Origin of the sequence: Maritimibacter dapengensis (assembly GCF_019218265.1) — a bacterium.
Taxonomy (GTDB): Bacteria; Pseudomonadota; Alphaproteobacteria; order Rhodobacterales; family Rhodobacteraceae; genus Maritimibacter; species Maritimibacter dapengensis.
Genome location: NZ_JAHUZE010000002.1, coordinates 993,284 through 1,006,392, shown reverse-complemented (window position 1 = coordinate 1,006,392; position 13,109 = coordinate 993,284). Strand labels below are relative to the sequence as shown.

At 65.5% G+C, this 13,109-nt stretch carries 17 protein-coding genes; 8 read left to right on the top strand and 9 right to left on the bottom strand.

Annotated elements, in window-relative coordinates:
• Positions 1–97: 97 nt before the first annotated feature.
• The 4 genes from KJP28_RS11325 (at position 98) to KJP28_RS11310 (ending at position 3,285) form a co-directional block, all read left to right on the top strand.
• The gene (locus KJP28_RS11325; RefSeq protein ID WP_218392643.1) at positions 98–1,024 is read left to right on the top strand and encodes a LysR substrate-binding domain-containing protein; all 927 of its coding nucleotides are present in this window, start codon (positions 98–100) and stop codon (positions 1,022–1,024) included.
• A 69-nt stretch (positions 1,025–1,093) separates the two neighbouring features.
• The gene (lipA, locus tag KJP28_RS11320) at positions 1,094–2,044 is read left to right on the top strand and encodes a lipoyl synthase (protein WP_218392642.1); all 951 of its coding nucleotides are present in this window, start codon (positions 1,094–1,096) and stop codon (positions 2,042–2,044) included.
• Positions 2,041–2,457: a PaaI family thioesterase gene (locus KJP28_RS11315; protein WP_218392641.1), complete on the top strand. Its 417-nt coding sequence runs from the start codon at positions 2,041–2,043 to the stop codon at positions 2,455–2,457. Before lipA ends, KJP28_RS11315 begins: the two co-directional genes overlap by 4 nt.
• Before the next feature lie 60 nt (positions 2,458–2,517).
• Complete coding sequence (locus KJP28_RS11310; RefSeq protein WP_218392640.1) at positions 2,518–3,285, top strand: endonuclease/exonuclease/phosphatase family protein; 768 nt, start codon at positions 2,518–2,520, stop codon at positions 3,283–3,285.
• Positions 3,286–3,354: 69 nt separating this feature from the next.
• Here the strand turns inward: KJP28_RS11310 and KJP28_RS11305 are convergent, their stop codons facing one another.
• Positions 3,355–4,236: a c-type cytochrome gene (locus tag KJP28_RS11305; RefSeq protein ID WP_218392639.1), complete on the bottom strand. Its 882-nt coding sequence runs from the start codon at positions 4,234–4,236 to the stop codon at positions 3,355–3,357.
• Between the two features lie 60 nt (positions 4,237–4,296).
• The gene (locus KJP28_RS11300; protein ID WP_218392638.1) at positions 4,297–4,767 is read right to left on the bottom strand and encodes a c-type cytochrome; all 471 of its coding nucleotides are present in this window, start codon (positions 4,765–4,767) and stop codon (positions 4,297–4,299) included.
• A gap of 110 nt (positions 4,768–4,877) precedes the next feature.
• On the opposite strand from KJP28_RS11300, the gene KJP28_RS11295 reads away from it, so the two are divergent.
• Positions 4,878–5,747, top strand: a complete 870-nt coding sequence (locus KJP28_RS11295; RefSeq protein WP_218392637.1) for a LysR family transcriptional regulator — start codon at positions 4,878–4,880, stop codon at positions 5,745–5,747.
• Here KJP28_RS11295 and KJP28_RS11290 read toward each other — a convergent pair.
• Together KJP28_RS11290 and hpt are read right to left on the bottom strand one after the other, a co-directional pair.
• Entirely contained in the window at positions 5,737–5,925 is a 189-nt protein-coding gene (locus KJP28_RS11290; RefSeq protein WP_218392636.1) for a hypothetical protein, read from the bottom strand. The two genes, KJP28_RS11295 and KJP28_RS11290, sit on opposite strands and share 11 nt — an antisense overlap.
• Positions 5,925–6,467 (bottom strand): hypoxanthine phosphoribosyltransferase, encoded by a 543-nt coding sequence (gene hpt, locus KJP28_RS11285; protein WP_218392635.1) that lies wholly within the window; start codon positions 6,465–6,467, stop codon positions 5,925–5,927. The genes KJP28_RS11290 and hpt overlap by 1 nt, the downstream gene beginning before the upstream one ends.
• A gap of 72 nt (positions 6,468–6,539) precedes the next feature.
• On the opposite strand from hpt, the gene KJP28_RS11280 reads away from it, so the two are divergent.
• Positions 6,540–6,986 (top strand): type II toxin-antitoxin system RatA family toxin, encoded by a 447-nt coding sequence (locus KJP28_RS11280; protein ID WP_218392634.1) that lies wholly within the window; start codon positions 6,540–6,542, stop codon positions 6,984–6,986.
• Between the two features lie 107 nt (positions 6,987–7,093).
• On the opposite strand, the gene KJP28_RS11275 is transcribed toward KJP28_RS11280, so the two are convergent.
• Genes KJP28_RS11275 through KJP28_RS11265 form a run of 3 tightly spaced genes read right to left on the bottom strand, consistent with a single transcriptional unit; the run spans position 7,094 to position 9,697 of the window.
• Positions 7,094–8,041 (bottom strand): site-specific tyrosine recombinase XerD, encoded by a 948-nt coding sequence (locus KJP28_RS11275; protein ID WP_218392633.1) that lies wholly within the window; start codon positions 8,039–8,041, stop codon positions 7,094–7,096.
• Complete coding sequence (locus KJP28_RS11270; RefSeq protein WP_218392632.1) at positions 8,038–9,567, bottom strand: hypothetical protein; 1,530 nt, start codon at positions 9,565–9,567, stop codon at positions 8,038–8,040. Before KJP28_RS11270 ends, KJP28_RS11275 begins: the two co-directional genes overlap by 4 nt.
• Entirely contained in the window at positions 9,560–9,697 is a 138-nt protein-coding gene (locus KJP28_RS11265) for a hypothetical protein (RefSeq protein ID WP_218392631.1), read from the bottom strand. Before KJP28_RS11265 ends, KJP28_RS11270 begins: the two co-directional genes overlap by 8 nt.
• A 123-nt stretch (positions 9,698–9,820) precedes the next feature.
• Here KJP28_RS11265 and KJP28_RS11260 point away from each other — a divergent pair, with 123 nt between their 5' ends.
• Positions 9,821–10,369, top strand: coding sequence for a shikimate kinase (locus tag KJP28_RS11260; protein ID WP_255552308.1), 549 nt, complete (start codon positions 9,821–9,823; stop codon positions 10,367–10,369).
• Entirely contained in the window at positions 10,366–11,475 is a 1,110-nt protein-coding gene (aroB, locus tag KJP28_RS11255) for a 3-dehydroquinate synthase (protein WP_218392629.1), read from the top strand. The genes KJP28_RS11260 and aroB overlap by 4 nt, the downstream gene beginning before the upstream one ends.
• 16 nt (positions 11,476–11,491) lie before the next feature.
• On the opposite strand, the gene KJP28_RS11250 is transcribed toward aroB, so the two are convergent.
• Together KJP28_RS11250 and ssb are read right to left on the bottom strand one after the other, a co-directional pair.
• The gene (locus tag KJP28_RS11250) at positions 11,492–12,547 is read right to left on the bottom strand and encodes a site-2 protease family protein (RefSeq protein WP_218392628.1); all 1,056 of its coding nucleotides are present in this window, start codon (positions 12,545–12,547) and stop codon (positions 11,492–11,494) included.
• Positions 12,548–12,585: 38 nt separating this feature from the next.
• A complete protein-coding gene (gene ssb / locus KJP28_RS11245; protein WP_218392627.1) occupies positions 12,586–13,095 on the bottom strand; it encodes a single-stranded DNA-binding protein in 510 nt (169 codons plus the stop codon).
• Positions 13,096–13,109 lie beyond the last annotated feature (14 nt).

The following is a 13,109-nucleotide window of genomic DNA, read 5'->3' as shown; positions in this document are numbered from 1 at the left end:
GGCACCGCTGGCCACACGCCCTGTCATGCACCCATCATGACCCGAAGATGTGATTAAGAGAAATTGCAACTATTCATGAGTTTGATAATCTGGGGTTATGAATATCACCCTGCGCCAACTCTCCTACCTCGTCGCCCTCGCCGAAGAACGCCATTTCGGGCGCGCTGCTGCCCGTGTGCATGTCAGCCAGCCCGCGCTTTCGACCCAGATTCGCGAACTCGAAGACCGTCTCGGCGCGCCGCTCATCGACCGCACCGACCGGGCCTTTCGCCTTACGCCAGCGGGGCGCGACGTGCTCGAAGGTGCGCAGCGGATCATGGGCGAGGTCGAACGGATCGAGACGCAGGCGCGCTGGCAGGCCGGGCTCTCTGGGCGTCTGAAACTCGGGATCATCCCCACTGTCGCGCCTTATCTTCTGCCGGTCGCGCTGCCGCGCCTCAGAATGCGCGACGTGACACTCGACCTGCGACTCACCGAAGCCAAGACCGAGCGGGTTCTTGCGGCCCTCGCGGACGGCGAACTCGATGCGGCGGTCGTCGCGATCCCCGCAGGCATGCCCGGTCTGGTCGAACGACCGCTTTTTCGCGACCGCTTCCTGCTCGCCGCCTCGCGCAGCTCCGTTGAAAAGCTCGCCGCGCGGGGCGAGCGCCCGGTGCCCTCGACTCTCAATCCCCACGCGCTCCTGCTCCTCGATGAAGGCCACTGCCTCGCCGATCAGGCGCTCGACGTCTGCGGCACGCGCCGCGCCGAAACCCGCGTCGATCTGCGCGCCTCGTCGCTCCCCACGCTCTGCGGGATGGTCGCGGCGGGGTTCGGCCAGACGCTCTTGCCGGAAATTTCGCTCGCCAAGGAATGCGCCGCCGTGCCCGATATGGACGTGATGACATTCGCCGATCCGCAACCCTACCGCACCATCGGCCTCGTGCGCCGTGATCTGGGCGGCCCGGACACATGGTTCACCGAACTTGGCGACATCCTCGCCGATGCGGGGCAGGCGCTCCTGGGGCATGACGCCGCTGCATAGCGGATTACGGGATTTCGCGGAGACATTCGGAATAGTTTAGAGTTAAACAACGGGCAACGGAGGACCATTATGCGTGATCTGAAAATCCCAGCCAGCCGCCACCCGGAAAAGGCGCATCGCCCGGACAACGCCCAGCCGAAGAAACCCGACTGGATTCGCGTGAAGGCCCCCGGTGGCAAGGGCTACCAGGACACCCACAAGATCATGCGCGACCACGGGCTCTCCACGGTCTGCGAAGAGGCCGGGTGCCCCAACGTCGGCGAATGCTGGTCTCAGGGCCATGCCACCATGATGATCATGGGCGAGATCTGCACGCGCGGCTGCACCTTCTGCAACGTGGCCACGGGCCGCCCCGACGCGCTCGACGTGTTCGAGCCGGGGCGTGTCGCCGATGCGGTGAAAAAGCTTGGCCTCAAGCATGTGGTCATCACCTCGGTCGACCGCGATGACGTGGCCGACGGCGGTGCCGAACATTTCGCCATGACGATCCGTGCCGTGCGCAAACAGGCCCCCGACACCACGATCGAGATCCTGACCCCCGATTTTCTGAAATCCGACCCCGGCGCGCTGGAAACCGTGGTCGGGGCGCGGCCTGACGTGTTCAACCACAACCTTGAAACCGTGCCGGGACTTTATCCCTCGGTGCGCCCCGGCGCGCGGTATTTCCATTCGCTTCGCCTGCTGCAGCGGGTGAAAGAACTGGACCCTTCGATGTTCACCAAGTCCGGCATCATGGTAGGGCTTGGCGAGAACCGGGAATCGGTGATGCAGGTCATGGACGACATGCGCGCCGCCGACATCGACTTCCTCACCATCGGCCAGTATCTGCAGCCGACCCCGAAACACCACGCGGTCGACCGGTTCGTGACGCCGGATGAATTCAAGGCGTACGAAAACGCGGCTTTCGGCAAGGGCTTCCTGATGGTCTCGGCCACGCCGCTCACCCGGTCCTCCTACCACGCAGGCGACGATTTCGCGCGTTTGCGTGCCGCGCGTGAGGCCAAACTGGGTCTCGCATGACCGACGCCGAGATCGAGAAACTGGGGCGCGACATCCTTGCGCGCCAACCGTTTTCGCAAAACCTCGGGGTGGAGATGGTGTCGATGGGTGTTGGCCGCGCTGAATTGCGCCTGCCCATCCACGACGATCTGACCCAGCACCTCGGCATGGTCCATGGCGGGGTGATCGCGACGCTCGCGGACATGGCGCTCGCCTTCACCGGCGGCCCTGTGATGGGCGAGGGGTCGGTGACGCAGGAGTTCAAGATCAACTACCTGCGCCCCGGCAAGGGCGATGCGCTCGTCGCGCGGGGCGAGGTGATCGCCTCCGGGCGCAATCAGGCGGTCGTGCGCGCCGATGTGCTCGCCATCGACGGCGACACCGAAAAACTTTGCGCCACCGCGCAAGGCACCATCATGCGCGCCGCCCGGTAGGTTTTCCGCAATCTGCCCAAGCGCGAAACCGTGTTAGTCTCTCCTCATCAGGAGGCGAACATGGACCTGAAAATCCTCTCGTGGAACGTGGAGCATTTCACCGGCAAAGGCACCGGCAGCCGCTCTGAGCGTGTGCGCCGCGTGGCCGAATACGTGGCCGGGGAAGCGCCCGACATCTTCGCGATCATGGAGGTGGAATCGGGGCGGGTGTTCGAGGCTTTCGTGACCCGGATGCCGGAGTACGTCTTCGCCATCACCGAAGGGCCGCAGACGCAGGAAACGCTGATCGGGATCAGGCAGGGCATCACCGCCTTCATGACCCAGAAGAACGAATTCAAACGCAACAATCCCGGCCTGCGCCCCGGCGCGCTCGTCACCGTGACCGCGCCGGACGGAAGCCATCTTCCGATCCTGTTCAACCACCTGAAAAGCCTACCAAGCCCCGAAGGTTTCGGCCTGCGCGACGCGATGTTCGAGAAGGCGTTCGGGCTGAAACGCACGCTCGACGGCGTGTCCGACAGCCTGGGGCAGGAAACACGCTTCATCCTCGCGGGCGACCTCAACACGATGGGCATGAACCTCAAGGACAGCGATCAGGACATCGCGGGGACCGAAGAGATCGAACGTCTCGACCGCCGGTTTGCACGCTACGGCATGGTCCGGCTGCCCAAAAGTCACGCCACGACCTTCAACAACGGCTCCACATCGAGCTATGCGCCCGCCGATCTCGACCATGTCTTCGCGACCGAAACCCTGACCTTCGCGGACCAGGGGCAGGGCGCGCGCGTCCATGTCGGGGGCTGGGCCACCTTGGCCGATGTCACCTAGGCCGATGAATGGATCGCGGCCTTCTCCGACCATGCGCCTCTGACCTTCACGGTCACAGGGCTCTGATCCTCACTGGATGGGGAGCGCCTTGACGTAAGCGGCCACGGCGGCGCGATCCTCTGCGGTCAATTGCGCGAAGTTCTCCACGACGAGCGCCATGTGACCCCCAGCGCTATCGAATTCGGGCGTGAAGCCGGAATTGAGATATTCCTCGATCTCGCCCGCCGACCAGTCGAGCGTCACGAGGTCGGGGAACGTCCCACGACCGGCCGGATTGGGCGCGCCGGACATCCACTCGGCCCCTGTCTTGTGCCCGCCAAGCAGGTTGCGCGGCGTATGACATTCGGCGCAATGGCCCATCGCCTCGACCAGCTCGCGGCCCCGCGTCAACTCCGGCGACAACTCGCCCTGCATCACCCAATCGTCATCGAGAAACAGCAGTTTCCATCCGCCGAGGCTCGCCCGGATGCTGAACGGAAACGGTACGTCATGGGGCTCGGACGGCGTGGCATCGGCGGGGAGCGTCATCATATAGGCGTGCAGGTCCACAACGTCCTGCGGCTCGAGGTGGATATAGGCGGAATAGGGCAGGACCGGGTAGTAATGCGACCCGTCAGGCGACGTGCCGTGGTGCAACGCGTTCCAAAGGTCGATCGCCTCCCAGTCGCCAATGCCGGCCTCGGCGTCGGTCGAGATATTGGGCGCGCGGAACGTCCCGAATTGCGACGGGAACGACTGTCCGCCCGCCAGCACCAGCTTGGCCTCATCCGTTGCACCTTCGACCATGTGACAGGATGCGCAGCCCGAGGCGATGAAAACCTCCTCGCCATGCGCCTCATCCGCGGTGAGACCCGCGAGCAGGTCCGCGTCGTCGGTCTTGGGCCGCGTGACCCAGAGGCCGATTGCGACTACGACAAGAGCGAGAAGGATAAAGTTGACCAGCCAGCGCATGCGCGTCTCCACTTGTTAACGGCGAGGGGCGCATCCACGCCCCTCGAAGAACATGCGCGCCTATTCGGGTTCCCTGTATTCCTTGTGGCATGCACCGCAGGCTGCGCCAAGGTCCTTCATGGCGGCCTGAAGCGGCTCCAACCCTTCCGCGGCCGCGGTTTCCATTGCCATCGCGGCTTCGTTCAGCGCCATGGCCTTGGAAATCACGTCATCCATGTTCTCCCAGATCGCGGGCAGGGCGCGGCTGGCCTCGACGGCATCGGCCCCGGTGCCGGGGGCCCACATCGGTCCGGCCGCGAGCGTGGACAGCTTCACGATGTTGCCGGCCGCAGCGGTCGCGGCATCTGCGTCGTAATCCATGTTGCCCTGCACCATCGCGCCGAGCGTGCCGAGGTTGAACGCGTAAAGCTGCATCTGCGCCTTGCGTGCTCCGACGGCAGGCGGGGTCTCGGCATGGCTTTCGGCAATGGCTGCGCCTGCGACGAGCGCGGCAGTCGCAAGGCCGAGGGCCAGGGGTTTCATCATGGTCATGTCATGTTTCCTCTCAATAGCTGGCGGTCGCGCGGGCTTGACTTGTGAAAACAGGCTACCTCCCCGATAAACGAAAAGAAGTCTCCAATTGCGCGAAGGGTCTGTGCAAAATGAAACAGATGGATTGGGATGACCTGCGCTTCGTCCTCGCCGTGGCCGATGCCGGGTCGCTCTCGGGCGCGGCGCGGCGTTTGGGCGTGAACCACGCCACCGTGCTGCGGCGGATCGACGGGTTCGAGAACCGGGCAGGTCTGCCGATCTTCGACCGGACCCCGCGCGGCTACCGCGTCGCCTCGCAACGCCGCCGGGTGATCGAGAAGATGCGCGAGGTGGAAACCGCCGTGCTCGGCGTCGAACGCGCCATGACGGCGGCCTCGGCCCCGCTCGCGGGCGTGGTGCGCGTGACCTCGACGGATTCGCTCTGCATCGGCGTGCTCCCGGCAATCATCGGTGCCCTCGAAAGCGAAGCGGAGGGGCTGGTGATCGACCTGTCGTCGCAGAACCTCCACGTCGATCTCGCGCGCCTCGATGCCGATATCGCCGTGCGTCCCGCGCTCGAGCGCCCCGAAGGCTTGATCGGCGAAGAAGCCGCGCGGATGGGCTTCGCCGTCTACCAGGCCGCGGGATCGAACACCGCCACCTGGCTTGGCTTCACCAACGGGCTGGCAAAGATCTGGCTCGCCAGGGCGTTCGATGACATGGCGGGCGACGATCCGATGGTCGCGGGGTCGGACAGCTTTCTGGTCCTGCGCGAAATGGCGGCGACGGGGCGGGGGCGCGCGATCCTTCCATGCGTGCTGGGCGATCCCGATCCCCGTCTGTCGCGGGTCGAAGGTCTGACCGACATCCCGTCCACGCCGCTCTGGGTGGTGAGCCACCCCGACCTCGCCGACGTGCCCCGCATCCGAACCGTGCGCGCCATGCTGGGGGCCGCGCTCGCCGCACACACCGACCGTCTTGCCGGGGTTCCTAACGCTTGAGGCGTCCCCCCGGCGCTTCGTCCATCGTCAACCACTCCGGCCAGCCGAACATCCGCTCGAACCCGAACAGCAAAAGACAGATCGCCAGCACCGCGAACACGAGCTTCACCCGCTTTTCCCCGGGCGGGTTGCGTGCCCATTTCGCCATACGGAACGCGTGGCGCATGTTGAACCGCATCAGGCGTCCTCGGTGAACCGCACCGCGCCGATGAACGGCAGGTTGCGGTTGCGTTGCGCGAAATCAATGCCGTAGCCCACGACGAATTCGTCCGGGATCTCGAACCCGACGTAATCGGCCTTCACGTCGACCTCGCGCCGCGACGGTTTGTCGAGCAGCGCGATGGTGGCAAGACGCGCGGGCGCGCGCGTGTTCAGGAGCTTCGTGACATGGGACAGCGTGTGGCCGGTATCCACGATATCCTCGACGACCAGCACGTCGCGTCCCTGAATTTCACCGCGCAAATCCTTGAGAATGCGCACTTCCCGGCTGCTTTCGGTGGAATTGCCGTAGCTGGACGCTTCGAGGAAATCGACCTCCACCGGCATGTCGAGTTCGCGCACCAGATCGGCGATGAACACGAAAGACCCCCGCAGAAGCCCGACCACGACAAGCTTGTCGGTGTCCCGGAAATCGCGCCGGATGTCGCGGGCGAGCTCCTCGATCCGGGCGGCGATCGCCTTGGCCGAAATCAACTCGTCTATGACATATGGCCGCGCCATCGTGAGCCTCCCCTTGCAAGTCGTGGCCACTCTATGTGATTTGACGGCCAAGTCACTAGCGCAGAGGACGACATGCCGACACATGGCGAAACGCGGGTGGTGCCCTATTCGGCACAGCAGATGTACGATCTGGTAGCGGATGTGCGCCGCTACCCTGAATTCCTGCCCTGGAACTCCGCCGCCCGCGTGCGCAGCGTCACCGATCAGCCCGACGGGACGCAGGTGATGGAGGCCGACCTCGTAATCTCGTTCAAGGTGTTCCGGGAAAGCTTCGGCAGCCGCGTGGTGCTCGACCCCGAAGCGAAACGGATCGACACCGAATATCTCGACGGGCCGTTCAAATACATGAAGAGCTACTGGCAGTTTCATGAAAAGGACCAGGGCTCGGCGATCGAGTTCTTCGTGGATTTCGAGTTCAAGAACGTGGTCCTGCAACGCGCCATCGGTGTCGTATTCAACCAGGCCATGCAGCGGATCGTGCGGGCCTTCGAGGACCGGGCAAAGGCGCTTTACGGCTGACAGGTGTTGCGCCGCGGGCTGTCGCCCACGTCGCGGGGCGGCGCTGGCGCGCCGCTCGGGGGCGTTGCCCCCGAACCCCCAAAGTATTTTCGGAACAATGAAGGGGATCAGTCGTCGCGTTCGGCCAGCGGGTGATGCGTGAGGACGAGGTCTTTGAGGCGTTCCTCCAGCACATGGGTGTAGATTTCGGTGGTCGAGACGTCGGCATGGCCGAGAAGCGTCTGGATCGCGCGCAGGTCCGCGCCATTGGCGAGGAGGTGCGTGGCGAAGGCGTGGCGCAAGCGGTGTGGCGTGACCGAGGCGGGCGAGATGCCTGCCGCGACGGCGATCTCCTTGATCAGCGCGTGGAAGCTCTGACGCGTGAGGTGGCCGTCCTTGCTCGATGACGGAAACAGGAAGCGGGAGGGTTTTGCTCCGCGCTCGATGCGCGCCGCTTCTTCCGCCGCATCGCGCGCGGTGAGCCATGCCGCGAGCGCCGTGCGGGCCGCGCCCGAAAGCGGCACCATCCGCTCCTTGCCGCCCTTGCCGAGTACGAGCAGCATCCGCGGGTCGCCCCGTGCGGCCGCGACGGGCAGGGACACAAGCTCGCTCACGCGCATTCCCGTGGCGTAGAGCAGTTCCATCAGACAGGTGTTGCGCAGGCGGTCGGCCTCGTGACGCCCCAGGGTCGTGGCGGCGGTCAGGAGCGCCTGCACTTGCGCCTCCGACAGGGTTTTCGGGAGCGACTTGGACTTTCCGGGGCCGGATATGCGCAGGGCCGGGTTGTCGGTGCGCCAGCCTTCTTCGAAGGCGAAGCGGTAGAGTTGCTTCACCGCCGAGAGGCGACGGGCGCGGGTCGACGCCGCGAGGCCCTCTGCCTCGCATTCGACCATGTAGGCCTCGATCGCAGGTTTGTCGGCGGCTGCAAAATCACTTCCCCGGCGCGTGAGGAAATCGGCAAAAGACCGGAGATCGCGCCCGTAAGCGAGCAGCGTGTTGCGTGCAGCGTCAAGTTCCGCCGCCTGTGCTTCCAGAAACGCAGAGATCCAGCGGTCTGCGGCGGCGGGTGCGGTCATCCGCGCCGTTCCAGTATGAGATATTCGAGCGCCACGCGCCGCGCGGTGCCTTCGAGCCCGACGGCGCGCAGAAGCGCCAACGCACCCGCAAGATCGTCGAGATCGCCTTGCGCTCCGTCGTCCAGACGGTTCAGCGCCCGAAGCAACGCTTCGCCGAGCTTGCCGTCTTCGACCAGCGCCGACAATTCTTCGGGGGGCGCCATGCCCGAGAAGCCGTCAGCCACGGCGCGCGCGTCGTCTCCGGGCGGTGTCACACCGGACACATCGCCTTTCGCCACGGCCACGAGAAACCGGTCGATGTCGGTTTCCGGCTCGGCCTGTTGCGCCACGGTTTCATAATCCTCCGACAAAAGCCCCATTCGAAGCGCGATTTCGCCCGCCTGACCCGGCAGGTCGTGGGCGGCGAGGGTCGGGCCATGAATGCGTGCGATGGGCACTTCGGTTTCCGCTTCCGACAGGGTCTCCCAGAGGTCCGGCAAGAGCGTGGCGAGCGCGTCCGGGTCGTCCAGCGCGGCCTCGAGCGCCTGCACCGCGCGCACGCGCTCCCATATGCCGCCGGAGGCCGCCGCTTTCTGCTGCGTGTAAAGCCCGAGGAGTTGGTTGTCCGAGACCGCCCCGGTGCGCGCCAGCCGTTCTGCCGCTTCGACCTGCGCCTTCCATCCGATGTTGGACCGCAGGTCGGCCTGGGCGAAGGCCAGTGGCAGGGTCGTGGTCGGGATCGAGTCGCCGAACGCCTCGAACAGGCGGAAGGTGAGCGGTGTCACCCTGCGCGGCACCGGCAGCGCATCTTCGCCCTCGAACAAGTCCGGGTCCAGGAACCGCGACAGCCGCGCATCCTCTTCTTCGGTGATGAGACCCAGCGCACGCGCCGTGCCCATCAGCAGAACCGCGCCATCCCAATCGCCCGACCGGGCGAGGCAGAAGATGCGCGCCGGATAGGTGGGCGTCAGGTCCGGAACCTCGTCCATAGCCGTGCAGACTTCGTTCTCGGCCCCGATCAGGAGCGCCGTATCGAACCAGCGGCGCGTGACATCGGCGGTCGCGGTGCCGGCGCGGGTCAGGAGCGCATGGGCCTGATCGAGCGCGCCCATCTGCAGGAGCTTGTCGATCCGCGCCAGAAAAACGGTATCGCCGTCGGTGTCGTCGCTGTCCGGCGGGTCGGTTTCGGCCAGCAGGATCTTCAGGAGGAGCGCCTGTGCCGCCGGAAGCATCGCGGTCTGTTCCTCGCGGATCAGCCTTGCGATCACGTCGGCCTCCGACGCTCCCCACAGATCTGCCGGGAGCCCCGTCATGTGTGGTGCGAGCAATCCGATCGCGTCGGGCCGGGGTTCCTGTTCCGCGCCTAGTGGTGTCACCGTCACTTCGGCGACACGCGCGCCGCCCTCGACGGGCGGTTCCTCTGGGCCGATCTGTGGCGGTGTCGCCAGGCTGTCGGACAACCAGTCGATCGCCGACATCGGCGCGCTGTCCTGCGCCATCGCCAGCCCTGGCATCAGCGCAAGGAAACAGGCGGCCAACCTAGTCATCTGTCAGGATGACGGGCTGGGAATTCTCGACCGCGGGCGGACTGAGATCCCCGATGAGAGCGTATCCTGCAATGCCGATGGCGCCCAGCACCACGACGATGAGGATGAATTTGATGAGCCTGCCAAGCATCCGCGACCCCAAGCCTCTTGTTCTCGTTTCGGGTTTTGCCCCGCGACCAACTCATATATGGCATGTTCGGCAAGGTCACGCCATGAGGGGCCGGGGATTTTCGATGGGCAAGGCGCTGCCGTTTTGACACTCGTATTGAAGAAACCGGTGACGGTGGTCGGCATGATGGGCGCGGGCAAAACCGCGGTCGGCAAGGCGCTAGCCGCGCGTCTCAGGGTGCCGTTCCTAGACAGTGACGCCGAGATCGAGGCCGCCGCCGCCATGTCCATCGCAGAGGTGTTCGAACGGGATGGCGAGGCGTTCTTCCGCGCACGTGAAGGCGAGGTCATCGCCCGCCTGCTTGCCGCCGGCCCGATTGTGCTTTCGACCGGCGGCGGGGCGTTTCTGGCCGAACGTAACCGCGAAGAGATATCGCGCGCCGGGGTCAGCCTCTGGCTGCGCGCCGATCTCGAACTTCTGTGGCAGAGAGTGCGCCACAAGACGACGCGCCCGCTTCTGCGCACCGCCGATCCCAAGGCCACGCTGCGTGAACTCTACGAGGCGCGCAAAGGCATCTACGCGCTTGCGGACCTCGCGGTGGACGCCGATCCGAGCTATTCCATCGCCGATATGACCGACCACGTGATCCGGGTGCTGAAGACCCGGCCCGACGTTCTGGAGACCAGACCATGACAGATGTCCGCGTCGCGCTTGGCGACCGTTCCTACGACGTGCGGATCGACACCGGCCTGATCGACCGGGCCGGGGCCGAAATTGCACCGCTCCTGAACCGTCCACGTGTCGCGATCGTGACCGAGGAACATGTCGCGGCGCTGCATCTCGACCGGTTGCGCGAAGCTCTTGCGGCCGAAGGGATCGACAGCGAAGCGCTGGTTCTCCCGCGAGGCGAGGGCACGAAGAACTGGGAAAACCTGACGCGCACCGTCGAATGGCTGCTGTCCGAGAAGATCGAGCGCAAGGACGTCGTCGTCGCTTTCGGGGGCGGCGTCATCGGTGATCTCGCGGGGTTCGCCGCGGCGATCCTGCGCCGGGGCGTGCGGTTCGTGCAGATCCCGACCTCGCTCCTTGCTCAGGTCGACAGCTCTGTGGGCGGCAAGACCGGGATCAACTCGCCGCATGGCAAAAACCTCGTCGGCGCGTTCCACCAACCCTCGCTGGTGCTGGCCGACATCGACGTGCTCGGTACGCTGAGCGAACGCGATTTCCTCGCAGGCTACGGCGAGGTCGTAAAATACGGTGGGCTCGGCTCGCTCGATTTCTTCGAATGGCTCGAGGTGAACGGACCGGCGCTGGCCGCTGGCGACAGCCCGCTTCGCACCGAGGCGGTGCGGCGGTCGGTCCAGATGAAGGCCGATATCGTCGCGCGGGACGAAACCGAACAGGGCGACCGCGCGCTTCTGAACCTCGGGCATACGTTCGGCCATGCGCTCGAAGCGGCCACGGGATATTCCGACCGGTTGTTGCACGGAGAGGGGGTCGCCATCGGCTGTGCGCTCGCGTTCGAAACCTCGGCACGCATGGGTCTGATGAGTCAGGAAGCGCCGTCGCGGTTCCGCGAGCACCTTGCCGCGATGGGGATGAAGCGGGATTTGTCCGACATTACAGGCGACCTGCCGGATGCCGCCGGGCTGATCGAATTGATGATGCAGGACAAGAAGGTCGAGGCGGGACGGCTTCGCTTCATCCTCGCGCGCGGGATCGGCGAGGCTTTCGTTACGGATGACGTGGACCCGGCGCTCGTGAAGGATATCCTGACCGACGCCCTGTCGCGCCGCTGAAAAACACCGCCGCCGATTATCGCCCTTGCGCGCCCTGGATCACTGCGCCCGCGCTTTCGGGCGTTACGACACCGGCGACATCGCCCTGTGGCGTCACCGCCAGCACGATCCTGTCGCGCCCCACGGCTTGCAGCACCTTGCCCAGCGGAGCCGTGACCGGGACGCCCGCGACCTTTCGCGACATGATGTCCGCGACCCGTTCGGCACCGGGGTTTTCCCGCAACGCGTCGCGCGTGACGACGCCGACGACCTTGCCGGTCGCGAAATCCTTGACGACGCCGACCGACTGCGCCGCGCCCGTCAGGCTCTGGAGCGCCACCTCCGGCCCGTCGCCGGGGCGCAGCACCACGTAATCCTCGATCATCGCATCGCGCGCCGTGCGCCCTTCGATCGAGGCGCGCAATTGCACGTCGCTCGATTCCGCCCGCGCCCCCATGAAGATGAACACCGCGATCAGGACGAGGATGAATTGCCCGGTCCAAAGGCCGTAGGCGCCGCCGAGCACCGCGACGGCCTGACCAGTGAGCGCCGCGACCCGCGTCGCCGTGACCCGTTTCATGAAGAAGGACAGGAACGCGCGCAGCACCCGTCCGCCATCCATCGGGAAGGCCGGGATCATGTTGAAGAGCGCAAGGATCAGGTTCAGCGTCGCGATCTGCGCGGGCAGGGAGGCAAAGCTCAGACCGTCCGACAGCGGCGGTTCCGGGCTGACCCCCACGATGAGCCACAGGACGGCGAAAATCACCACGTTCACGGCCGGACCCGCCAGCGCGACGAGGATTTCGCGCCCCGGTTTCTCGGGCATACGTTCGAGCCGCGCGAGACCGCCGATGGGCAGTAGCGTGATGTCGGGCGTGCGGATGCCGAACCGCCGCGCCATCAGCGCGTGACCGTATTCATGGGCGACGACGCAGGCGAAAAGCGCCAGAACGTAGACGATGTTGTAAATCGCCGCGTTCGGGCCGCCCGCCATGAACGCCGCGCCGCCGATCCAGATGAGAAGCAGAAAAAAGGTTCCGTGAATCCTGAGCTCAGAACCCAGAAGGCGCCCAATGGGAAATGACCATCTCATCACCGCGTAACGCGCATGGATGCGTCAGGTTCCACCGATCAGAACGGGATCTCGTCGTCGAAACCGCCGCCGCCGCCCGCCGGGGCCGGGCCAGAATCGCCGCCGCCGCCGTAGCCGCCACGGTCGCCGCCGCCGCCTCCATAGCCGCCTTGCGACGTGCCACCACCGTAAGTGGTGCCGCCGCCATCACCGCCGCCACGCGAATCGAGCATGGTGAGTTCGGATTGATAGGGCCGCAGCGCCACTTCGGTCGTATAACGATCCTGGCCGGACTGGTCCTGCCACTTGCGGGTTTCGAGCTTGCCCTCGATGTAGATTTTCGAGCCCTTGCGCAGATATTGCTCTGCCACACGGACCAGCGGTTCGGAGTAAATCTCGACCCGGTGCCATTCGGTGCGCTCCCGGCGCTCGCCGGTGTTGCGGTCCTTCCAGTTCTCGGAGGTCGCCAGCCGGAGCGAGCAAACCTTTCCGCCATTTGGGAAATTCCGCACTTCCGGATCGGCCCCGAGGTTGCCGATAAGAATGACCTTGTTCACCGAGCCCGCCATCTGGACCTCCCGAA